Origin of the sequence: Allomuricauda sp. ANG21 (assembly GCF_040705235.1) — a bacterium.
GTDB lineage: Bacteria > Bacteroidota > Bacteroidia > Flavobacteriales > Flavobacteriaceae > Flagellimonas > Flagellimonas marina.
In genome coordinates this window covers 545,270-565,292 of sequence record NZ_JBFCVT010000011.1, presented here as the reverse complement: position 1 = coordinate 565,292, position 20,023 = coordinate 545,270, and the positions used below count along the sequence as shown (strand labels likewise).

Below are 20,023 nucleotides of genomic sequence, written 5' to 3'. Positions count from 1 at the left end.
CTTCTTTAACTAGTTAATACCTTTAAAAATCAGGAATAGAGGTAGCCATACCAATTTATTGTTCTGTAGTCACGGGTTTTTGTTGTCAAATTGCTTTATTTGTAGGTGTAAATAGCGAACCATGAAATATTTCTATATACTATGCAGCATCCTCTTGTTTGTGGCCTGCGCTCAAAAAAAAGAGAATAAAACTGAAACTTTGGAAGAGAAAGCCCAACGAATCCATGATTCGGTCATTACCATAGACACGCATGTTGACATTAATGTGGACAATTTCACTGGCAGCACCAACTACACACAAAACCTCAATACCCAAGTAAACCTGCCCAAGATGCAAGAAGGTGGGCTGGATGTTGCTTGGTTGATTGTTTATACAGGTCAGGATACACTGAGTGCCGAGGGGTATGCCGCCGCTTCCGAAAATGCAATTGCCAAGTTTGAGGCCATCCACAAACTTTGTGAGGAATTTGCGCCAGACCAAATTGAATTGGCATTGACCTCTGATGATGTGAGACGAATTACGGCTGCCGGCAAAAAAGTGGCCATGATTGGGGTAGAAAATGCATATCCTTTGGGAGAAGACCTTTCAAAAATTGAAGAGTATCAAAAGCGTGGTGCCCGCTACATGTCGTTGGCACACAATGGACATAGTCAATTTTCAGACTCCAATACCGGTGAAAAGGACAGCATTTGGCTACATAATGGTTTGAGCGAATTGGGAAAGCAAGCCGTAGCTGAAATGAACCGTGTCGGCATCATGATAGATATCTCCCACCCATCCAAAGAAGCCATGTTGCAAATGGTTAAGCTATCAAAAGTTCCCATTATTGCTTCGCATTCCTCTGCAAGGGCACTTTGTGATCACAGTAGAAATTTGGATGATGAGCAGTTACTTTTGCTTAAAGAGAATGGTGGTGTGGTGCAGACTGTAGCCTTCACTTCGTATTTGAACACAGTAAAGGACGAGGCACGTTCAGCCTATATGAAAAGTATTTATGAAGAAGCCGCTGATTCGTTAGGCCTGAATTGGTACGAACGCTCACAGTTTGGTTCCCTAACCAAGGAACAGCAAGATGAATTCATGGAAAATTATCCAAAAGTCACACAATTGGGGGATAAAATGGCGGCTACAAGAGCAGATGCCCCCCCAGCCGTTAATGTATCCGATTTAGTGGACCATATCGACTATATGGTTAAATTAATAGGTGTTGACCATGTAGGTATCAGCTCTGACTTTGATGGCGGCGGAGGTATTGAGGGTTGGTCTGATGCCTCGGAAACCTTCAACGTGACCTTGGAATTGGTAAAACGTGGGTATACTGAGGAAGAAATCGCAAAGCTGTGGGGCGGAAACCTGCTAAGGGTTTTAGATGAAGTGCAGGCCTATGCCGCTGCACAAAATTAGGATTTAGCCTCTTCCTCCTTTTCTTTTTTTGCCAAACGGTCTTTAACAAATTCTATCTTGGTTTTGCCATGTGGTTTGGGATTGCCTTTATCATCTAGGTTAACCATGATTATGTTGTCCACGGTAACAATGCTCTCATGGGTCATCTTGTTCCGTACTTCACAATTCAACGAAATTGAAGTTAGCCCAAATTTGATTACATCAATTCCAATTTCAATCACATCACCTTCTCTGGCGGTGCTCATGAAATTGATTTCGGACATATATTTGGTAACCACTTTTTTATTTTCCAACTGTATAATGCTGTACAGGGCCGCTTCTTCATCTATCCAAGCCAACACCTTTCCACCGAACAAAGTGCCGTTGGCATTTAAATCTTCAGGTTTTACCCATTTTCTTGTATGAAATCTCATTTTTTGTATTTGGGATTTTAGACAAAATTATATCAAAACATTCTTTAATTGTCTAGTTTTCATCAATTAACAAAAAGATTTAGATTATGATAAAAATTGTTAATCATAAAATAAAGTTTTCTTAATTGAAAGCCCTAAAAAAAATAATCCCGATAAATTCAAGTGTCAAATCAAACGAACCATCATGATGAAAACAATTACGGAATATTATTCGGATCCGGATTTTACGGTTTTAAAGGTGCCCCATTGGAGGGCCAATTACTACAAATTTTTATCTGTTTCACTTTGGGGAGCTATCCCAAGTAACCTTCAAAGAAGACTGTCTTCTTGGTACAGTTCCTTGTACGACAAGCCATTTTCCAAAAGAATTATTAAGCCCTATATCCGTCTGAATTATTCAGACAAGGATTATCTCTCTAAATTTAAACCCCCTCATGGGAAAAAGGATTTTGAAAGTTTTCAAGATTTCTTCATTAGGGAATTCAAAGAACTTCCAAAATATAAAAGCACCCATGTTTGGCCTTGCGAAGGTTTGTTGTGTGAGGAGCGGAAAATCAAAGACCTAAAATTGGTGAAGGTTAAGTCGGATGTACGTTCAGTAGCTACCGTTTTTGGACTAAATGACTCGGACATCCCGGAGAATTACACGTTTACGAATGTTTTTTTACACAATAAGAACTACCATCGAATCCATGCGCCTGTGAGCGGCACTATTACCAGAATTCAGCATATTCCAGGAGATTTGTTGGTATTGCGGCCATGGATTTACAAAGAAAATCCTTCGCTTCCTGCCTTTAGAAATGAGCGCTTCAACATTGACATTACTGATAACACCAACAAAGTTTGGCATTTGTCCATAGTTGGTGGCCCGGCAGTGGGCACTATTGAATTAGCGCATGGAGTAGCCGTAGGAAAAACTGTTTGCAAATTACAGGAACTGTCTTTGTTCTATCTAGGCTCTACTTGCTGTATGGCTGCACCTACTGCCCCACGCTACCACAGGGCAAATACGTTTGTGGAAATGGGAACTCCCTATTAAAAAAGCGTACCTGTACCTGATTGCCCCAATGTTTTAGGGATTTTTAGATGGGTATCCATGGCATGGTTGAGTTTTTTAATAAAATGAGCCGACAGTAAGGGAGATTCCAACTCCATGTTTTGGTGCACAAAGAAATGGATGTTCTTCAATCCCATACCTTTCCATGAAACCAATCGATGCACCCAATCCTCCAAACGTGAATAATCCGATTGGTGGTTGGCACCAACATAACGAATAAAGGCTTCGTTGTTGGTCAATCGCATGTGCATAAGGTCACGCCGCCCCGCCGTGTCCACCAAAACGTTGGCAATGTTGTTTTCTTCCAACAAATGATAGAGTTCTTGGGCGACTTTTTCATCGGTGAACCAATCTGTATGACGAAACTCCATGGCCAAGGGAAACTCTTTTGGCCAATATTCCACAAACCGCACTACCCTATCCCAATTTTTGGGACCAAAGTTGTTGTGCATCTGTAAAAAGATGGTGCCCAATTTTTCTTTTAAGAGCGATGTGACCTCCAAATAACGATCTGCTACTTCGTAGACCTTGTCGTTAAGACGGCGCAAATGACTTACTTCATTGGTCATTTTGGTAAAGAACTTGAAGTCTTCAGGCGTCTTGTTGTACCATTTTTCATAGGTGTCCGGTGGAAAGATGCGGTAAAAGGTTGCGTTCAACTCAATACAATTGAACTGTGAGGAATAGTAGGTAAGTTCATCCTTGGTTCCCCGGGGATAGAAGTTCTTCAAATCTTGTCGGTTCCATTTGGCACAGCCCACGAAGACTTTGGTTTCGCCTCCTTCTTTGTTTTTGGACAGTACTACTGGCGTATCTGGGTGGTCCGGTGGAATGGTAAAATCGATGAGCTCAGGATGGTCTACTTTGCCGAATTTCATGAAAGATGATTTAGAACCTAAAAAGTATAAAAATGCAATTATTGCCCCTATTTCCATAGCTTCTATCTTAAAAATCGGCAGAAAATCTCTACATTCAAGGGTATAACAAAACGACTAAAAACAATATGAAACGTGTTCTTCAAATTGTAAATAGCATTGCCTTTGTGTTAATGGTTTTTGTCAATTACCTATCAAATACAGGAGTAATAAACAATACAACCATTGGCGAGGTTTCCAATGGCTTAACTTCCCTCTTTACCCCTGCAGGGTATGCATTTTCAATTTGGAGACTTATTTATTTGCTGCTATTGGGCTTTATCGTGTATCAGGGCAGAAGTTTATTCACCACCGTCCGTGATGATGGTTTTATACAGAGGATTGGGTGGAGCTTTGCCTTTTCCTGTATGGCAAATATCGCCTGGGTATTTTGTTGGTTACACGGGTATACAGGTCTTTCCTGCGTATTCATTTTTCTATTGCTCATTTCACTTTTAAAGGTTGTACTGGACAATTCCATGGAATTATGGGACGCACCCATCAGTGTCATCGCATTTTTATGGTGGCCTTTTGTTTTTTATTCCGGTTGGATAACTGTGGCATGCATTGCAAACGTCTCAGCATATTTGGTTAAGATAGGTTGGGATGGTTTTGGAATTTCCGAAGAGAACTGGACCCTAATTATGATTGTCATTGCACTGGTCATAAATCTGCTTGTGACCTGGAAACGAAATATGCGCGAATTCGCCTTGGTAGGAGCTTGGGCCTTAGTAGCAATTGCCTATGCCAATTATGAACAACATCAAAACATTGTTTACACAGCTGGATTGGCTGCATTGATACTAGTAATAAGTTCCAGTATTCATGGATATTTGAATAGAGATACCAACCCATTGATCAAATGGATGGAGTATAGAAACGGAAAAGCGAATACATAAAATTAAAAACACATAGTATAAATACAACTATACAAAACCCCTAGTTTTTTTCAGGTTTATCTGCAACCGGATTTTACAGAGTTTATTTAACTTACCATCACTTCCCCCAGTTAACAAAACATATTCAGTATGGCCATATTTCTTATAGCGGTAGGCGTGATTTTTTTGGTATTGGTTTATAAAAATGTAAAAGCAGGGTTGGATAAAGATTGGTTGATATGGACTTTGGCCACTATTGGCATATTGGTTGGCGTTCTTTATCTATCCAATTATATCGACTGCGAAATGAACAACAGCGGTTACTGTGGCATGATTCCGACCATGATTTGGATGTATGCGGCCCCCGTAACGTTATGCTTGATGCAACTCCTTTATTTGAAAAAAGATAGAGCTTAAATTAGGATTGGCTTAGAGTTCCCTAATTTTTATATCCCTGAACCATACTTCAAAATACCAATCCTGTAAAGCTATTTTCCCTTGGGTGGCTTTGCCAAATTCAGGATAATTTGCAAAGTGGGTATTCTTTATTTTTTCGGGCCATTCTGACGATGTAAAATCTTGGGTTGCGGTACGAACACCGTTCAAATAAAATTCTACTTTTCCACCCATTTGTTTGATGCGGGTACGGTTCCATTCCCCGTCATTGGTAATTGCCTCGTTTTCTTGTGGTGAAAACCCGTACAAACATCCAGATTTTTTTACCGCAACGTCAGAATCCATATGATCGGGGTCCAGAATTTGATATTCGGGTCCAGTCTGATAGGCCGTGGCCACTTCGGGTTTTTCCTGTACATTGATAAAAATCCCACTATTACCCCGATTACCGATTTTCCATTCCAAAATCAACTCATAGTTTTCATAGACCTTTTCTGTGAGCAAATCCTCATTGTTTTGGGTTTCAATCTGAGGATTGCGGTGAAGGGTTCCATCACTGACCTCCCAGACAGAAGGGGTGCCAGCATTGTAAACATGCCATCCGTTCAAGGTTTTGCCATCAAACAACAGCTCCCACCCCTGCTCTTTTTCAATGTCATATAAGGTATTATGGCTTTCGCTTGCTTCTGCCACTTTTTTAGTATGCCATTCTGTGGCTTTTTCTTTTGCATTCTGATTTTTACAGGAAAAAATAAAAGGGATAAGGCACAACAGGCCAACAAATTTTATGTGCATGATGTTTGTTTACGTATAAGCTCTAAAAATACTCAAATAAAATTTTTAAGGTCAAAATTTAATAAAGCAGGTTTGTACTCTTGTTTATAACATCGTTAAAAACTATTGGCTGCATTAAAAATGCACCATTTTTGATTATGTAATTTTAATAAAACTTACAGCCATGGATTCACGGTCCAAAAGTCTTTTGGAGATTCGTCCGGACATTTTAAAAGCACACTTTAATAACCAAATGGGTTTTGATGAGCATTTTCAGAACAAAACCTTGCGTCCGGTAATTAAGATGCAAAACTTTTTATTGATTGAGGTTTTTCGGAACTACATCAATAAACACAAAGGGGTTTTTTACGGGCTTACTTTGGAAAAACGCATGGATTATATTGAGCGGGCCATTCAAAAGGATATCAAATTTCGGAATTCCTTAAAAGGCATGATCATTGGCCAATTCACGGTGGAAGAATATCAAGACTATATTCAGAACTCTTCCGCTTTGAACAAACGCATGATGAACATGGTCATTGAACGGTTGAAGGACCAAGTACAATTGCTGGACAAGGAAGAAGTTTTGTTATAATAATGATTCGCCGTTCAGATTGGTGGTCAAAATATCGCTCATCAAATCAAAATAAGGTCTAATGGCACGGTAGGATTTGTCTACCTCTTGAAGAAAGGTGTCTGAAAGAACCTCTTTGTCCGAAAAGTTTCGAATAAAAATAAATTGCTTTTTTCGTATTAAATCAATATCGGGGTGCTCTTTATCAAAGCCTTTCGGTGCAGTCTTTACGGCATCACCAGCCAATTCACCCCATATGGCCTTGAAGGACTTCTCGCCAATGATCTCACGAAATTCCGAAGCGTCCATTTCCAATTCTTTTCGAATACGAAATAAATCCTCTTTGTTGGGGTCCCAAAAACCTGTGGCCAAAAAAGAACCGCTTGGCGTAAGATGGATGTAGTATCCACCTCGTAAATGGGCACCCAAACGCGCAAATGAAGCCGCCAAATGGGTTTTATAAGGTGTTTTATCCTTTGAAAACCGAACATCACGATAAATGCGGAACATTTTCATTTTTTCAATCTCATCATGGTGACTCAGGTTATTCTTGACGCTTTCAAAAAAAGATTTTACAGATTTCTCATGCTCCTTGAAAGTGGGTTTGTGCTGCTCAAACCATTCTTTGTTATTATTTTTGGAAAGTTCTTTTAAGAAATTAAATGCATCTTTTGGGATAGTGGAATTGCTCACGGCCTTATATGATAATATGTTATTTTTTATCTAAAGTTAGCCTTTTATCGGAGTGTATGGTAAGGATTTGTCTAATTTTAGGACAATAAATCTAATATGGACAAGGAAAAAATAATTTCTGAGTTGAATAGGCACAAGAAGTTGCCTTATCTCGATTTCAGATTAAAACAGGAGACCGAAGACTTTACGGACACCCTTTTTTACACCCTTTTTGATGCCAATACGCCAGTTGCCGTTAACCTGGAAATGTTGGAGAAAAAGTTTAATACCCTCCTCGATATGGCCTGTTGGGATTTGGAGCGCCCTAGTACCGAGTTTTGGGATGGGTACGTAACCACATTACCCGGAATTTTGGAAAAGCTCAACTTGGATGCCGAGGCCATATTAAATTGTGATCCGGCCTCTTTGTCCATCCAAGAGATTTATATGGCATATCCCGGTTTTTATGCTATTGCAATTTATAGATTGGCCCATGAACTTTATGCACAGGATGTGCCCTTGATTCCACGGCTCATGACTGAATATGCACATAGACAGACCGGTGTGGATATAAATCCGGGTGCCTCCATAGGTAAATCTTTCTTTATTGATCACGCAACCGGGGTGGTCATTGGCGAAACAGCAGTCATTCATGATAACGTAAAAATCTATCAAGGGGTTACCTTAGGGGCCTTGTATGTAGCCAAGAATCTGCAGAAGACCAAACGGCACCCTACCATAATGTCTAACGTAACCATTTATGCCAACGCCACTATTTTAGGAGGAGATACGGTGATTGGTGAAAACTCGGTAATAGGAGGAAATGCATGGCTTACTTCCTCGGTACCCGCCAATTCAACAGTTTATCACACACCAGAAATTAAAATCAAGACAACACCAAATGTCTAAAAGCATACTTGACCTCATTGGAAACACCCCTATGGTGGAATCCAAAGTATTGAATACCAACCCCAACGTAAGATTATTTTTTAAGCTGGAAGGAAACAATCCCGGAGGGAGTGTCAAAGACCGACCAGCCTTTAACATGATTAAAAGCGGTCTGGAACGAGGCGATTTCTCCAAGGATTCCAAGTTAATTGAGGCCACTAGTGGCAATACAGGCATCGCATTAGCTATGATTGCAGGGCTATATGGGCTGGATATTGAATTGGTCATGCCCGAAAACTCAACAAAAGAACGCGTGCAGACCATGCGTGCCTACGGTGCCAAAGTAACCTTGACCCCTTCTGATGTGGGGATCGAAGGTGCCCGGGATTATGCAGAGGCCAAAGTGAAGAATGAAGGATATACAATGTTGAATCAATTTGCCAACAATGACAATTGGATGGCCCATTACAAAACTACGGGACCGGAAATATGGAGAGACACTAATAAAGAAATAACCCATTTTGTATCCAGTATGGGCACTACCGGGACCATTATGGGAACATCAACTTTTTTGAAAGAAAAGGATTCATCTATTCAAATTGTTGGGGTGCAGCCCACAGACGACTCCCGGATTCCTGGGATTAGAAAATGGCCGGAAGAGTACTTGCCCAAAATCTTTGACCGGAAAAAAGTGGATACCATAATGGAGGTGAGTGAGGATGATGCCATAGCCATGGCCAAAAAACTAGCTAAGGAAGAAGGAATTTTTGCTGGTATGAGCAGTGGCGGTGCGGCCACAGTAGCGCTACGACTTGCCGAAAGCATGGAAAGCGGGGTCATTGTTTCCATTGTATGCGACCGGGGTGATCGCTACCTATCTTCGGATTTGTTCGATTAGAGTTATTACTTCAATTCCATTTTCATGCCTTCCCAATAGGCTTCAAATTCATTGAGGTTGTTGTGGTTTCCATTGGGAATGGTGTATATTTTTTTATCGGTTTGTGGAATGGTATCGAACAATTTCTTTCCAGAATCATAGGAAACAACTGCGTCTTCGGTACCGTGAAAAACACGAATGGGGCATTGGACTTCCTTGATAAATTGATACGAAGGCATCTTATAACGCAGCAGTTGTTTGAGTGGTAAAAAAGGAAATCTTGCCTTGGCAACATCCAACAAGCTATAAAAAGGAGTTTCCAGAATGAGCTTTTGTGATGGATTTTTAGATGCTAAATGGGTAGCTATGCCTGTTCCAAGGGACCTTCCGTAAATAATTATAGCATTAATCGCGTATTTATCCTCAACATAGTTGTAGAAAAGTTGGGCATCTTGGTACAGAGCCTCCTCACTGATTTCTCCGGTACTTTTTCCATAATTTCGGTAATCCATCACCAAAACATCATAACCCATATCCACAAAAGGAAGTACAATCTCGCCCCATCTAGATAAATCGCCTGCATTTCCATGAAAATATAGAATTACTCCTTTAGCGTCATTAGCATAAAAATGAAGTGCATTTAGACTGGCCCCATCATCCGTTTTAAGGAAGATTTCATCAAAATTAGCTGGGAATGTGTAGCTATATTCCTGAGACAATTTTGTGGGCAAAAAAATCAATTTTTCTTGAAAAAAATATGCCATTACTACAAGTAGAATCAAAATAATCCCCGCAAAAGCACCAAAACGTTTAAGCTTTTGCATCGGCGTGCCTTGATGTATGTCTAACATTGATACTAGATCCTTCCAAATTTACTTTTGTAGGCTTACTGGTAACAATCTCCTCCAACATTTTATGATAGGACTCAAAGTTGTTCAAGTCTTTATGGCCGCCTCCGATTATGGTATACAGTGTTGTCAATTCTGGCTTTATTTTGGACAGTTTTACACTGGTTTTATAAGGAATAAGCCGGTCATCCGTTCCATGAATAATGTGGATGGGACAATTCACATACCTTAACCACTTGTATGTGGGCATTGGAAATTTTATCAACAATGAAAGTGGCATAAAAGGGATGAACTTCTTGGCCACTTTGCTCAAGCTGTAATACGGTGCATCCAGAATAAGCATTCTTGGATTGTTCATGGAAGCCAACTTCGCAGCAAAGCCTGAGCCCATGGAACGACCGTATAAAATGATGTATTTTTCTGCCACCTGTTCTTTTATTTTATCGTACACCACTTGCATATCACGTTTTATGGCTTTTTGGGTTCTACGTCCCGTGCTTTTTCCAAAGCCACGGTAATCCACCATGATTACGTCGTACCCATGCCGGGTAAAGTCCACGGCAAATTTTCCCCAACCCTTAATACTTTTTGAATTGCCTTTCAAATAAAAAACAACCCCCTTGGGTTTCTGTGACTTGAACCTGAGGCCATTGATTGTGGCGCCATCCCGAGTTTCAATGTTGTACTCTTCAATTTCTTGGTTATCATAATGGAATTGAAAATCCTTGGACAATTTTTCAGGTTTGAACAAAAAATAATCTTGGAGATAAAACAACAAAACGCTCAACAAAATGTATATGCCAAGGATGACCAAAACGATGTAGAGCCAGTTTTGCATGGAAATTGAATTTATCCAAAATACAAAAAATACACATACCCAAACCTTATGATCTTATGAATCAACACTTTGAATACACCAATGTGTGAAATCATGTAATTTGTCCCAGAAAACCTTGATTTTTATATCAGATTTTTCTGATTGTCCGGTTATACTCGCTCTTCATCGATTTGTTTAAGTAATACCAAGCAAAATCACGTCCTTTATATAGTATTTTGATTGTCCTAAATCTTGATTTATTATGAATACGCTTGCACGAATCTTTAATTGGAAAAGGGCTATAATCGCCAGTGTAGTGGTACTTTTTTTACTTATAGTCTTTAACTTTTACGGTATTTACACCCATAAATTTTATTTTACCAATCCGAAAAACTTTTTGTTTCCTCTACTGACCACAGCCCATTTTCTATATCTGTATGTGTTATGGTTTAAAATCTCGGAAGATGAACTTCCAGACCCAAAAATGAGGAATATTGAGTATGCGCTTTACGCCATCTTGATCGTATATTGTTTCAAAATATATGAATCGGCTATGATGTTGGCCTCTTTGTCGACATTTACGGAGCATGTTATCCCTCCTACTTTTAAACCTATTGGCATAATAGCATTAAGTCTCTATTCTTTGCTACCTATTTTGACCTTTTACACTTTTTGGTTAAGGAAACGATATGTAGGAACCTATAATTTTGAAAATTATAACAACAACTTGAATATCTGGCAGTAAGCCTATAATCCTCTTATATAACTTCCGTACAGGTCTTTAAACTGAATCCCTTTGGTAAATCGATGTTTGCTTAGTTTTTTGTGGGCCACCAATCCCCAGAGTAAGAGTTCTTTCATAAAATAGGAATCTTCTTTTGAAACTGAGGGCTGATATTCTTTTAGAAGATTATTAAGTGGTCCTACCGAATCCAACTTGGATTTATAGTCATCATCCGAATCATCATCTAAAAGATCAAAACCTTCGCCGTCGAAAAACCAATGTATTAATTCATCGTACTCCGTTTCGGCTTCCTTTCGCTGTAGTTTGTCTATTTTGGGGAAATAATTCGGAAAAAGGGATTTTATGGCATCCTCAATCAAGGTTTCGGCCACAAAACCAGCGCCCTCCTGCTCCCCTTCATATACCAGTTCAATTTTTCCAGTGATGGAAGGAATCACACCCATAAAATCGCTCAAACGGACTGCTGTTTTCTTATCCCCTGAATGAGCCGCCCTACGCTCAGCTGTGCTTAGCAAGTTTTCAAAGGCGGTGATGCTCATCCGAGCACTAACCCCACTTTTGGCATCCACATATTCGCTGTTGCGCGCCTCAAAACTGATTTGTTCCAATACATCCATAGCGATTTCTGGAACATAAATAGTATCTGATTGGCGCTGGTCCAATTGGGCTTCTTGTTTGGTGATTTTCTTGGCGATTTCTATGCTTTCTGGATAGTGGGTCAGAATTTGGGAGCCAATCCTATCTTTCAATGGCGTTACTATACTGCCCCGGTTAGTGTAATCCTCCGGATTTGCCGTAAACACAAATTGAAGGTCCAGTGGAAGTCGCAATTTAAATCCACGAATTTGAATGTCGCCTTCTTGAAGAATATTGAACAAGGCCACTTGTATCCGAGCCTGAAGGTCGGGCAACTCATTGATGACAAAAATACAGCGGTTGGCTCTGGGAATCATCCCAAAATGAATTACCCGGTCATCTGCATACGAAAGTTTAAGGTTTGCGGCTTTGATAGGGTCCACGTCACCAATCAAATCGGCCACCGTAACATCTGGCGTAGCCAGTTTCTCGTAGAACCGTTCGTTTCGGTGAATCCAATCGATTGGGGTTTTATCCCCTTTTTCCTTGATAAGTTCAGTCGCATATCGGGAAATAGGTTTGAGCGGGTCATCATGCACTTCCGACCCTTCCACAATGGGCATCCATTCGTCCAACAATTGAACCATCAATCGGGCCAAACGGGTCTTTGCTTGTCCGCGTAGACCAAGAAGATTGATGTTATGTCGTGAAAGAATGGCGCGTTCCAATTCCGGAATTACGGAGTTTTCATAACCCCAAACGCCTTCAAAAACTTCTTCTCCTTTTGAAATTTTGTCCAGGAGATTTTCACGGAGCTCATCTTTAATACTTTTGGTTTGATACCCCGCTGACTTTAATTCTCCTAAGGTCTTTATTTTGGTATGATCCAATTTCATATACTATTTTATCCTTTGATTCTTCGTTTTCTGTTCTGTTCGTAATCTTCAAAAATCATTTCGCCCAATCCCTTCAATCCCGTATAAAAGGCCTTGCCTTTATTGGCTTGGGTGAATTCACGCACAAACTGCATCAAATAGGGGTCTTCCGCGATCATAAAGGTGGTGATGGGAATATGTAATTTTCGGGCTTGTTGGGCCATCGCGTAGCATTTTTCCACAATGTACTCATCCAGGCCGACACTGTTTTTGTAATAATCGCCATTGGGAAGCCGCAGACAAGAAGGTTTTCCATCGGTGATCATAAAGATTTGCTTGTTGGTATTCCGTTTTCTGCGAAGCATATCCATGGCCAATTGCAATCCAGCCACGGTGTTGGTGTGGTACGGCCCGACTTTCAAATAGGGCAAATCCTTTATGGGAATGGGCCAGGCATCGTTACCAAAAACGAGGATGTCCAACGTGTCTTTTGGGTATCGCGTAGTAATCAATTCTGCCAAGGCCATGGCCACTTTTTTGGCCGGGGTGATTCGGTTCTCGCCGTACAAAATCATACTGTGACTGATATCAATCATCAGCACCGTACTCATCTGGGCTTTGTAATGCGTGTCTTCCACCACCAAATCGTCCTCATTTAAGGAAAAACTGTCCAAACCATGATTGACTTGGGCATTTCGAAGACTTTCGGTCATGGAAATACTTTCCAAGGAATCCCCAAAACGGTATTCCCTGAAATCCCCGGTATGCTCATCGCCCCTACCCGATTTTCCAGTACGGTGATTGCCAGCACCGCTTCGCTTCAATTTTCCAAAAATTTGTTCGAGAGCACGTTGCCGCAACATTCGCTCCAGTTTAGCGGTAATGGAAAGGTTTCCAGGGCCTCTGCCCTCTTCATCGCCTTCCTCACCTTCACCGGCCTCGCGGTCGTCTATATCAAACTCTTCACGAATGAATCCTTTTGCCTTCAAATCTTCGATAAAGTCATCAATAGTGTAGTCCTCATCGGTGAGTTCGTATTCTTTGTCCAACTCACGGAGCCAGTCCAAAGCTTCCTCAACATCACCAGAAGTATGTGTAATCAATTCTTGAAAAATCTCAAAGAGTTTTTCAAACGGGGTTTGGTCCGGGGCTTCGTAGGTAGTAAATCGAAACCCTTTTCTTGCATTCATAGCCATTACATAAAATTACGGTATTTCTATGTAATGGTTTGTGCTTTAAAGAAAACTTAACGCTCTTGTTTAATGGCGTTTTTGGAGTACTTGGGCGATATCATCCAATGTATACCCTTTAGCTTGCAACAAAATAAGATAGTGGAAAAGCAAATCGGCACTTTCATTTAGAAATAATTCCTCGTTGTCATCTTTAGCTTCGATAACGGTTTCCACCGCTTCTTCTCCTACTTTCTGGGCTATTTTATTGATGCCTTTTCGGAACAATGAAGCGACATAACTATCTGGATTTTCCATGTCGTTTTTTCGTGAAGTGATGATTTCCTCCAAAGCGGATAGAAAACCGTAGTCTTGAACATTTTTATCGCCCCAACAGGTATCGGTGCCCGTGTGGCAAGTTGGTCCAATCGGATTTACGGTGACCAACAGCGTATCATTATCGCAATCCACCTTAATGTCCACCAAGTTTAGAAAGTTGCCACTTTCCTCACCTTTGGTCCAAAGGCGTTGCTTGGTTCGACTGTAAAAAGTGACTTTTTGGGTTTTTTGGGTTACCTCTAAGGCTTCTTGGTTCATATACCCCAGCATCAATACATTTTTTGTCTGCGCATCTTGAATAATGGCCGGCACTAGATTGTCTGGGTTTTTGTTGAAGTCTATTTTCATTTTTTAAATTCTAACAGGAATTCCCTCTTCCTTCAGTTCGTTCTTTAAATCGTTTATTTCAATCTCCTTAAAATGAAAAACGCTAGCGGCTAGCGCAGCATCGGCTTTTCCATCTTTAAAGGTATCCGCAAAATGGGAAACATTGCCCGCACCTCCTGATGCAATCACAGGAATGTTGACCAAATCCGATAATCTAGCCAGTGCTTCATTGGCAAAGCCGTTTTTGGTGCCATCATGGTCCATGGAAGTGAACAGTATTTCTCCAGCTCCCCGTTCTTCCACTTCTTTGGCCCAATCAAACAAATCAATTTCTGTGGGAACTTTACCTCCCACCAAATGGACTTTCCAGCTTCCGTTGACTTGTTTGGCATCTATCGCTACTACAATACATTGGGACCCGAATTTGGCCACCAATTCATTGATAAGTTCAGGTCGTTTCACTGCTGATGAGTTGATGGAAACTTTATCGGCCCCATTTTTCAAAAGGATATCCACATCTTCCACAGAGGATATTCCACCACCTACAGTAAATGGAATATTGATGGTTTCGGCCACATGGTAGACCAATTCCGCCAGTGTTTTCCGTTTTTCTTCTGTAGCTGAAATATCCAAGAAGACCAATTCATCCGCACCTTCTTTTGCATAGATGGCTGCTAGTTCCACAGGGTCTCCGGCATCACGGAGGTCCACAAAGTTGACCCCTTTTACGGTTCTTCCGTCTTTAATGTCCAAGCAAGGTATGATTCGTTTTGTGAGCATAGTTCTTATCAGGGGGTGACGTTATTCATTCTTTACATTAAGATTTACACCTTCATAAAAGCCTAAATCCTGATTGTTCAGCAATTTTGTCCAAAGTGCTATTTGACCTGTATGGTAGGACAAATGCTCTGTAACATGAATCATGTTCCCCACACCCGAAAAATTAAACCCTTGTACATTTCTCTTGCGAAGTAATTCCTCTAAAGGAGCTTCATAAAATGCTCTTTTGGCTTCATCAATGGTATCGCTAAGTTTTTGGACTAGTTCTTCTTTGGAATAGCCTGTCGTAGTTGAAAACTCCTCGTCACGCTTGCGATTGTCCTCCAAATTTTGAATGGAAGCGATTCCATATTGGGTTATGTTTCCGCACAAGTGCAATATCAAATTCCCAATACTGTTCGCTGATTCATTCGGTTTTTGCCAAACGGCTTTTTCAGGGAGTTGGTCCAAACAGATTTTGATCATGCGAAGACTTTCATTCATGCGATAACCCGCATTCCAAACCAGTTCTTCCTGTAGTTCTCTTTCTTTATCCATTAGCCAGGATGTATTGTTCCAATTGCTTTAAACTGATTCTGTTCTCATAAATGGCCTTACCAATTATGGTCCCCTCACAGCCTATTTCGGCCAATTTGGGAAGCTCGTCGAACGTAGAAATGCCTCCGCTAGCAACCAAATTGATGCCGATGGTTTCCACATCCTCCACTCCACTGCCCGTAACCAAAGTTTCATGCTTCATGGTCTTGGATAGGATTTTTTTATACAGGTCAAAAGAGGGCCCTTCCAACATACCATCTTTACTAATATCGGTACAAATTACATAGTGAATCCCTCTCTTCTGATAGGATTGAATGAAGGGAACCAATTCTTGATTGGATTCTTCCTGCCAACCGGATACAGCCACTTTCTCATTTTGCGCATCGGCACCCAGAATGATTTTATCGGAACCGTAGGTTTCCAACCAACCCAAAAAAATTTCCTTTTCTTTCACGGCAATACTACCTCCGGTAATCTGACTGGCCCCACTTTCAAATGCAATATGCAGGTCTTCATCGGATTTTAAACCTCCACCAAAGTCAATTTTCAAGTTAGTTTGAGAAGCTATGGTTTCCAGAACTTTATGATTAACAATGTGTTTGGACTTAGCTCCATCTAAATCTACTACATGCAAATATTGAATGCCGTGCGCCTCAAATTCTTTGGCGACCTCCAATGGATTCTCATTGTATATTTTTTTGGTCCCGTAATCCCCTTTGGAAAGTCGGACACATTTCCCTTCAATAATATCTATGGCGGGTATCAATCTCATGTTAATCGTATTTTGCTTTGTCCATTGCCATCCACATATCAGAATCCCCAACTTTTGAAAAGCCAAGTGGTGCATATAATCCATGGGCATCCTTGGTTTTCAAAGCCACTGTAAAAACGTTTTTAATATCTGGATGTTCCAAAATATGTTTCACTAGCATTTTCCCCAATCCTTTTCCTTTGTACGGTTCAAAAATCAGCACATCCATAATATAAGCAAAAACCACCTTGTCAGTGAGTGCTCTAGCAAATCCAACTTGCTCATCTCCTTGCGTGTACAATCCAAAACACAAGCAACTCTCAATGGTAGTTGTGGTCAATTCCAAAGTACGATACCCGCCCCAATAGGTGTTTTTAACCTGTTGGTGGATTTTAGGGATGTCTAATTTATTCTTATCTGTTGAAATGTAATAGTCCATCAAATCACCGTTAAAAAATTCTTTAGTATTTCACTGCCTACATCACTGCTTTTCTCTGGGTGAAACTGCACCCCAAAAAAATTATCTTTTTGCAATGCAGCACTATAGATCAGACCATAATCTGATGTGGCTATCGTTTCCACATCCAGCGGCGCATAAAAACTGTGTACCAAATAAATATAGGATTTGTCTGGGATTCCTTTGAATAAATCAGTTTTTATGCCGGTAATTTGATTCCATCCGATTTGAGGCACTTTCACCGTTTTCGGAAATTTCACCACATCCAAATCAAAAATACCCAGCCCCTTTGTATTACCTTCTTCGGATGACCTGCACATTAATTGCATTCCCAAGCAAATACCCAAAACCGGTTGTTTTAACTGGGGAATGATTTTATCCAAACCACTGGCCCGTAATTTGGCCATGGCAGAACTCGCTTCTCCAACTCCTGGAAAAATAACCTTGTCGGCATTCTGTATCTCCATTACATCATGACTCAAAACGGCCTCAAAGCCCAATCGTTTAATGGCAAATTTGATGCTTTGGATATTTCCAGCGCCGTAATCGATGATTACTATTTTCATAGTGAAGTACAAAGTTTGAAGTACGAAATACGAGGTTTGAAGTACGAAGTGTATCCCAATACAATATTATTTTCCATTTGCTCTCGCTGTTTTGGTTTGATTGTCATTTCGAGCAAAGCGAGAAATCTAGATTCCTCAGTCGCAAGCTCTTTTGAAATGACAATAGTTTTATAACATACCTTTTGTTGATGGAAGAACCATTTTCTCCGCATCCCGTTTTACCGCCATTTTAATGGACTTGGCAAAGGCTTTGAATATGGCCTCGATTTTGTGGTGTTCGTTAGTGCCTTCCGCTTTTATGTTCAAATTGGCCTTGGCACCATCGGTAAAGGATTTGAAGAAATGCAAAAACATCTCCGTAGGCATATCTCCAACTTTTTCCCGATTAAAATCTGCATCCCAAACGAGCCAGTTTCGCCCTCCAAAATCTAGGGCCACTTGGGCCAAACAGTCGTCCATGGGCAAGCAGAAACCATAACGTTCAATACCGAGCTTGTTTCCAAGTGCTTTTGAAAACACTTCGCCTAGTGCGATGGCCGTATCCTCAATCGTGTGGTGTTCGTCCACTTCCAAATCGCCATCTACTTTTATCGTTAAATCCATTTGACCATGGCGTGCCAATTGGTCCAACATATGATCAAAGAAAGCCAGACCAGTTTGTATGTCACTTTTCCCGGTTCCATCCAAATTCAGCTTGATTTGAATATCCGTCTCATTAGTCTTTCTGGATATTTCAGCGATTCGATTTTCGAGCTTCAAAAACTCATAGATCTTTTCCCAATCGTTGGTTTCGAGGGCGATGTGCACATCCAATTCTTCTCGTTTCACAGTGATTTCTCCAGTTCCCAAATGGGTTTCATCATTGATGAAGATGCCTTTGGCGCCCAAATTTTTTGCCAATTCAACATCCGTAAGACGATCCCCAATCACAAATGAATTCGCTAGGTCATATTCCTCGGAAAAATAAGCGGTAAGCAACCCTGTTCCCGGTTTTCGGGTATTGGCATTGTCTTTAGGAAAAGTTCGGTCGATGAAGACTTCGTCAAAAACAACCCCTTCGTTTTCAAAGGATTTTAAAATGAAGTTGTGTACAGGCCAAAAGGTTTCCTCTGGAAAAATATCAGTGCCCAACCCATCCTGATTGGTAATCATCACCAATTCATAATCCAATTCTTTAGCAATCTTACCCAAATATGTGAATGACTTTGGATAAAAAATCATTTTCTCAAAAGCATCAATCTGTTCATCCACGGTTTCCTTGATGATGGTCCCGTCGCGGTCAATAAAAAGTACTTTCTTGCCCATTATCCCAATTGTTTTAAAATGGCTATCAATTTTTTGTTTTCGGCTGGAGTTCCCACGGTAAATCTGAGGGTATTTTCACAGAGTGGTTGTGTGCTTCGGTTTCGCACCACCACATGTTGCTCCAATAATTCTTGATATCGCTTGTTAGCATCATCTACTTTGGCCAATACAAAATTGGCATTCGTAGGATAAATTTCCTGTACAAATCTTACTTGCTGTAAGGCTTCTATTAAGTCATCTCGTTCCTGTAAAATCTGTTCCACTTCGGCAGCAACCGCTTCTTGGTTCATTACCCGTTTCAACGCTTGTTGTTGGGTGAGCTGATTGACATTATAGGGTGGTTTAATTTTATTCAAGACGGCGATAATATCCTCCGATGCATAGCAAATCCCCAATCGAATACCCGCCATACCATAGGCTTTGGACAGCGTTTGGGTGACAATCAGATTTGGATATTTCTTTAAACCAGAAAGCCAGCTCTCCTGTTCCGAAAAATCAATGTAGGCCTCATCAATGACGATCAATCCATTGAATTTTTCCAAAAGTTCCTGCACTATTTCTCTAGAAAATGCATTCCCAGTAGGATTATTGGGTGAACAAATGAATAGTAACTTCGAGTTTTTATCAGCAATTTTTAATACTCCAGAAATATTAGGCTCAAAATCCGAAGTCAACAAAACCTCCCTATTTTCCACCGCATTGATTCCGGATAAAACCTTATACATACCATACGTAGGTGGTAATGAAATGATGTTATCCTGATTCGGTTCGCAGAACGCCCTAAATATCAAATCCAAGACTTCATCACTTCCATTGCCAAGCAACATATTCGCTTCGGAAACTCCTTTTTGTTCGGCCAGAACCGATTTTAAATTCCGTTGATACGGATCTGGATAGCGGTTGACTCCATTCTCAAATGGGTTTTCATTGGCATCCAAGAAAATCATTTCAGAACCGTCTGAAACGTATTCGTCGCGGGCAGAGGAATAGGGTTTTAGGCTTTTTACGCTTTCCCTTGTTAGGGTTTCTATGTTGAATATTTTATCCATTCTTGGAGGTTTTCCCGAAAGCTTTCGGGACTCG

The 20,023-nt window shown here is 40.6% G+C and carries 24 protein-coding genes; 8 read left to right on the top strand and 16 right to left on the bottom strand.

Features of this window, described 5'->3' with window-relative positions; all coding sequences use genetic code 11:
• The first annotated feature begins 121 nt into the window (after positions 1-121).
• On the top strand, positions 122-1,405 hold the full coding sequence (locus AB1A65_RS11370) for a dipeptidase (RefSeq protein WP_366589106.1): 1,284 nt from the start codon (positions 122-124) through the stop codon (positions 1,403-1,405).
• Here the strand turns inward: AB1A65_RS11370 and AB1A65_RS11365 are convergent.
• The gene (locus AB1A65_RS11365) at positions 1,402-1,818 is read right to left on the bottom strand and encodes a hotdog domain-containing protein (RefSeq protein WP_366589104.1); all 417 of its coding nucleotides are present in this window, start codon (positions 1,816-1,818) and stop codon (positions 1,402-1,404) included. The genes AB1A65_RS11370 and AB1A65_RS11365 overlap by 4 nt on opposite strands.
• A gap of 184 nt (positions 1,819-2,002) precedes the next feature.
• Here AB1A65_RS11365 and AB1A65_RS11360 point away from each other — a divergent pair, with 184 nt between their 5' ends.
• Positions 2,003-2,857 (top strand): phosphatidylserine decarboxylase, encoded by an 855-nt coding sequence (locus AB1A65_RS11360; RefSeq protein ID WP_366589101.1) that lies wholly within the window; start codon positions 2,003-2,005, stop codon positions 2,855-2,857.
• Here the strand turns inward: AB1A65_RS11360 and AB1A65_RS11355 are convergent.
• On the bottom strand, positions 2,854-3,753 hold the full coding sequence (locus AB1A65_RS11355) for a DUF72 domain-containing protein (RefSeq protein WP_366589099.1): 900 nt from the start codon (positions 3,751-3,753) through the stop codon (positions 2,854-2,856). The two genes, AB1A65_RS11360 and AB1A65_RS11355, sit on opposite strands and share 4 nt — an antisense overlap.
• A gap of 125 nt (positions 3,754-3,878) precedes the next feature.
• On the opposite strand from AB1A65_RS11355, the gene AB1A65_RS11350 reads away from it, so the two are divergent.
• Positions 3,879-4,688 (top strand): tryptophan-rich sensory protein, encoded by an 810-nt coding sequence (locus AB1A65_RS11350; protein ID WP_366589097.1) that lies wholly within the window; start codon positions 3,879-3,881, stop codon positions 4,686-4,688.
• Positions 4,689-4,817: 129 nt separating this feature from the next.
• Positions 4,818-5,084, top strand: a complete 267-nt coding sequence (locus tag AB1A65_RS11345) for a hypothetical protein (protein ID WP_366589094.1) — start codon at positions 4,818-4,820, stop codon at positions 5,082-5,084.
• A 12-nt stretch (positions 5,085-5,096) separates the two neighbouring features.
• On the opposite strand, the gene AB1A65_RS11340 is transcribed toward AB1A65_RS11345, so the two are convergent.
• Positions 5,097-5,858 carry a DUF1080 domain-containing protein gene (locus AB1A65_RS11340; RefSeq protein ID WP_366589091.1) on the bottom strand — a complete coding sequence of 254 codons (762 nt, stop codon included), beginning with the start codon at positions 5,856-5,858 and terminating at the stop codon, positions 5,097-5,099.
• 163 nt (positions 5,859-6,021) lie between these two features.
• Between AB1A65_RS11340 and AB1A65_RS11335 the strand changes: the two genes are divergently transcribed.
• On the top strand, positions 6,022-6,432 hold the full coding sequence (locus AB1A65_RS11335) for a glyoxalase (RefSeq protein WP_366589089.1): 411 nt from the start codon (positions 6,022-6,024) through the stop codon (positions 6,430-6,432).
• On the opposite strand, the gene AB1A65_RS11330 is transcribed toward AB1A65_RS11335, so the two are convergent.
• Entirely contained in the window at positions 6,427-7,104 is a 678-nt protein-coding gene (locus AB1A65_RS11330; protein ID WP_366589085.1) for a DUF2461 domain-containing protein, read from the bottom strand. The two genes, AB1A65_RS11335 and AB1A65_RS11330, sit on opposite strands and share 6 nt — an antisense overlap.
• 96 nt (positions 7,105-7,200) lie before the next feature.
• Here AB1A65_RS11330 and epsC point away from each other — a divergent pair, with 96 nt between their 5' ends.
• Together epsC and cysM are read left to right on the top strand one after the other, a co-directional pair.
• On the top strand, positions 7,201-7,992 hold the full coding sequence (epsC, locus tag AB1A65_RS11325; protein WP_366589083.1) for a serine O-acetyltransferase EpsC: 792 nt from the start codon (positions 7,201-7,203) through the stop codon (positions 7,990-7,992).
• The gene (gene cysM / locus AB1A65_RS11320; protein ID WP_366589081.1) at positions 7,985-8,869 is read left to right on the top strand and encodes a cysteine synthase CysM; all 885 of its coding nucleotides are present in this window, start codon (positions 7,985-7,987) and stop codon (positions 8,867-8,869) included. The genes epsC and cysM overlap by 8 nt, the downstream gene beginning before the upstream one ends.
• A 5-nt stretch (positions 8,870-8,874) precedes the next feature.
• On the opposite strand, the gene AB1A65_RS11315 is transcribed toward cysM, so the two are convergent.
• Together AB1A65_RS11315 and AB1A65_RS11310 are read right to left on the bottom strand one after the other, a co-directional pair.
• Positions 8,875-9,672 carry an alpha/beta fold hydrolase gene (locus AB1A65_RS11315; protein WP_366589078.1) on the bottom strand — a complete coding sequence of 266 codons (798 nt, stop codon included), beginning with the start codon at positions 9,670-9,672 and terminating at the stop codon, positions 8,875-8,877.
• Positions 9,659-10,534 (bottom strand): alpha/beta fold hydrolase, encoded by an 876-nt coding sequence (locus tag AB1A65_RS11310; RefSeq protein ID WP_366589076.1) that lies wholly within the window; start codon positions 10,532-10,534, stop codon positions 9,659-9,661. Before AB1A65_RS11310 ends, AB1A65_RS11315 begins: the two co-directional genes overlap by 14 nt.
• 241 nt (positions 10,535-10,775) lie before the next feature.
• Between AB1A65_RS11310 and AB1A65_RS11305 the strand changes: the two genes are divergently transcribed.
• Positions 10,776-11,258 carry a hypothetical protein gene (locus AB1A65_RS11305; protein ID WP_366589074.1) on the top strand — a complete coding sequence of 161 codons (483 nt, stop codon included), beginning with the start codon at positions 10,776-10,778 and terminating at the stop codon, positions 11,256-11,258.
• 2 nt (positions 11,259-11,260) lie between these two features.
• Here the strand turns inward: AB1A65_RS11305 and AB1A65_RS11300 are convergent, their stop codons facing one another.
• The 10 genes from AB1A65_RS11300 to hisC all read right to left on the bottom strand — a co-directional run bounded on the left by AB1A65_RS11300 (position 11,261) and on the right by hisC (position 19,989).
• A complete protein-coding gene (locus AB1A65_RS11300; RefSeq protein WP_366589072.1) occupies positions 11,261-12,730 on the bottom strand; it encodes a magnesium chelatase in 1,470 nt (489 codons plus the stop codon).
• A gap of 8 nt (positions 12,731-12,738) precedes the next feature.
• Entirely contained in the window at positions 12,739-13,905 is a 1,167-nt protein-coding gene (locus AB1A65_RS11295) for a VWA domain-containing protein (protein ID WP_366589070.1), read from the bottom strand.
• Between the two features lie 63 nt (positions 13,906-13,968).
• Positions 13,969-14,565 (bottom strand): bifunctional phosphoribosyl-AMP cyclohydrolase/phosphoribosyl-ATP diphosphatase HisIE, encoded by a 597-nt coding sequence (gene hisIE, locus AB1A65_RS11290; protein WP_366589068.1) that lies wholly within the window; start codon positions 14,563-14,565, stop codon positions 13,969-13,971.
• Positions 14,566-14,568: 3 nt separating this feature from the next.
• The gene (hisF, locus tag AB1A65_RS11285; RefSeq protein ID WP_366589066.1) at positions 14,569-15,324 is read right to left on the bottom strand and encodes an imidazole glycerol phosphate synthase subunit HisF; all 756 of its coding nucleotides are present in this window, start codon (positions 15,322-15,324) and stop codon (positions 14,569-14,571) included.
• Between the two features lie 21 nt (positions 15,325-15,345).
• Positions 15,346-15,861, bottom strand: a complete 516-nt coding sequence (locus AB1A65_RS11280; protein WP_366589064.1) for a DinB family protein — start codon at positions 15,859-15,861, stop codon at positions 15,346-15,348.
• Positions 15,854-16,633 carry a 1-(5-phosphoribosyl)-5-[(5-phosphoribosylamino)methylideneamino] imidazole-4-carboxamide isomerase gene (locus AB1A65_RS11275; RefSeq protein ID WP_366589062.1) on the bottom strand — a complete coding sequence of 260 codons (780 nt, stop codon included), beginning with the start codon at positions 16,631-16,633 and terminating at the stop codon, positions 15,854-15,856. Before AB1A65_RS11275 ends, AB1A65_RS11280 begins: the two co-directional genes overlap by 8 nt.
• Position 16,634: 1 nt before the next feature.
• The gene (locus AB1A65_RS11270) at positions 16,635-17,051 is read right to left on the bottom strand and encodes a GNAT family N-acetyltransferase (protein ID WP_366589060.1); all 417 of its coding nucleotides are present in this window, start codon (positions 17,049-17,051) and stop codon (positions 16,635-16,637) included.
• Positions 17,051-17,635 (bottom strand): imidazole glycerol phosphate synthase subunit HisH, encoded by a 585-nt coding sequence (hisH, locus tag AB1A65_RS11265; protein WP_366589058.1) that lies wholly within the window; start codon positions 17,633-17,635, stop codon positions 17,051-17,053. The genes AB1A65_RS11270 and hisH overlap by 1 nt, the downstream gene beginning before the upstream one ends.
• Positions 17,636-17,803: 168 nt before the next feature.
• Positions 17,804-18,940: a bifunctional histidinol-phosphatase/imidazoleglycerol-phosphate dehydratase HisB gene (gene hisB / locus AB1A65_RS11260; RefSeq protein WP_366589056.1), complete on the bottom strand. Its 1,137-nt coding sequence runs from the start codon at positions 18,938-18,940 to the stop codon at positions 17,804-17,806.
• Complete coding sequence (hisC, locus tag AB1A65_RS11255) at positions 18,940-19,989, bottom strand: histidinol-phosphate transaminase (RefSeq protein ID WP_366589054.1); 1,050 nt, start codon at positions 19,987-19,989, stop codon at positions 18,940-18,942. Before hisC ends, hisB begins: the two co-directional genes overlap by 1 nt.
• Positions 19,990-20,023 lie beyond the last annotated feature (34 nt).

What these genes read in the sequence shown, in the direction of transcription:
- hisIE (WP_366589068.1), bottom strand. Translation starts at nt 14,565, where the DNA reads ATGAAAATAGACTTCAACAAAAACCCAGACAATCTAGTGCCGGCCATT.
- hisC (WP_366589054.1), bottom strand. Translation starts at nt 19,989, where the DNA reads ATGGATAAAATATTCAACATAGAAACCCTAACAAGGGAAAGCGTAAAA.
- AB1A65_RS11310 (WP_366589076.1), bottom strand. Translation starts at nt 10,534, where the DNA reads ATGCAAAACTGGCTCTACATCGTTTTGGTCATCCTTGGCATATACATT.
- AB1A65_RS11335 (WP_366589089.1), top strand. Translation starts at nt 6,022, where the DNA reads ATGGATTCACGGTCCAAAAGTCTTTTGGAGATTCGTCCGGACATTTTA.
- hisB (WP_366589056.1), bottom strand. Translation starts at nt 18,940, where the DNA reads ATGGGCAAGAAAGTACTTTTTATTGACCGCGACGGGACCATCATCAAG.
- AB1A65_RS11300 (WP_366589072.1), bottom strand. Translation starts at nt 12,730, where the DNA reads ATGAAATTGGATCATACCAAAATAAAGACCTTAGGAGAATTAAAGTCA.
- AB1A65_RS11345 (WP_366589094.1), top strand. Translation starts at nt 4,818, where the DNA reads ATGGCCATATTTCTTATAGCGGTAGGCGTGATTTTTTTGGTATTGGTT.
- AB1A65_RS11370 (WP_366589106.1), top strand. Translation starts at nt 122, where the DNA reads ATGAAATATTTCTATATACTATGCAGCATCCTCTTGTTTGTGGCCTGC.
- AB1A65_RS11350 (WP_366589097.1), top strand. Translation starts at nt 3,879, where the DNA reads ATGAAACGTGTTCTTCAAATTGTAAATAGCATTGCCTTTGTGTTAATG.
- AB1A65_RS11315 (WP_366589078.1), bottom strand. Translation starts at nt 9,672, where the DNA reads ATGCAAAAGCTTAAACGTTTTGGTGCTTTTGCGGGGATTATTTTGATT.
- AB1A65_RS11340 (WP_366589091.1), bottom strand. Translation starts at nt 5,858, where the DNA reads ATGCACATAAAATTTGTTGGCCTGTTGTGCCTTATCCCTTTTATTTTT.
- AB1A65_RS11295 (WP_366589070.1), bottom strand. Translation starts at nt 13,905, where the DNA reads ATGGCTATGAATGCAAGAAAAGGGTTTCGATTTACTACCTACGAAGCC.
- AB1A65_RS11275 (WP_366589062.1), bottom strand. Translation starts at nt 16,633, where the DNA reads ATGAGATTGATACCCGCCATAGATATTATTGAAGGGAAATGTGTCCGA.
- cysM (WP_366589081.1), top strand. Translation starts at nt 7,985, where the DNA reads ATGTCTAAAAGCATACTTGACCTCATTGGAAACACCCCTATGGTGGAA.
- AB1A65_RS11270 (WP_366589060.1), bottom strand. Translation starts at nt 17,051, where the DNA reads ATGGACTATTACATTTCAACAGATAAGAATAAATTAGACATCCCTAAA.
- AB1A65_RS11280 (WP_366589064.1), bottom strand. Translation starts at nt 15,861, where the DNA reads ATGGATAAAGAAAGAGAACTACAGGAAGAACTGGTTTGGAATGCGGGT.
- AB1A65_RS11305 (WP_366589074.1), top strand. Translation starts at nt 10,776, where the DNA reads ATGAATACGCTTGCACGAATCTTTAATTGGAAAAGGGCTATAATCGCC.
- epsC (WP_366589083.1), top strand. Translation starts at nt 7,201, where the DNA reads ATGGACAAGGAAAAAATAATTTCTGAGTTGAATAGGCACAAGAAGTTG.
- hisF (WP_366589066.1), bottom strand. Translation starts at nt 15,324, where the DNA reads ATGCTCACAAAACGAATCATACCTTGCTTGGACATTAAAGACGGAAGA.
- AB1A65_RS11365 (WP_366589104.1), bottom strand. Translation starts at nt 1,818, where the DNA reads ATGAGATTTCATACAAGAAAATGGGTAAAACCTGAAGATTTAAATGCC.
- AB1A65_RS11360 (WP_366589101.1), top strand. Translation starts at nt 2,003, where the DNA reads ATGATGAAAACAATTACGGAATATTATTCGGATCCGGATTTTACGGTT.
- AB1A65_RS11355 (WP_366589099.1), bottom strand. Translation starts at nt 3,753, where the DNA reads ATGAAATTCGGCAAAGTAGACCATCCTGAGCTCATCGATTTTACCATT.
- hisH (WP_366589058.1), bottom strand. Translation starts at nt 17,635, where the DNA reads ATGAAAATAGTAATCATCGATTACGGCGCTGGAAATATCCAAAGCATC.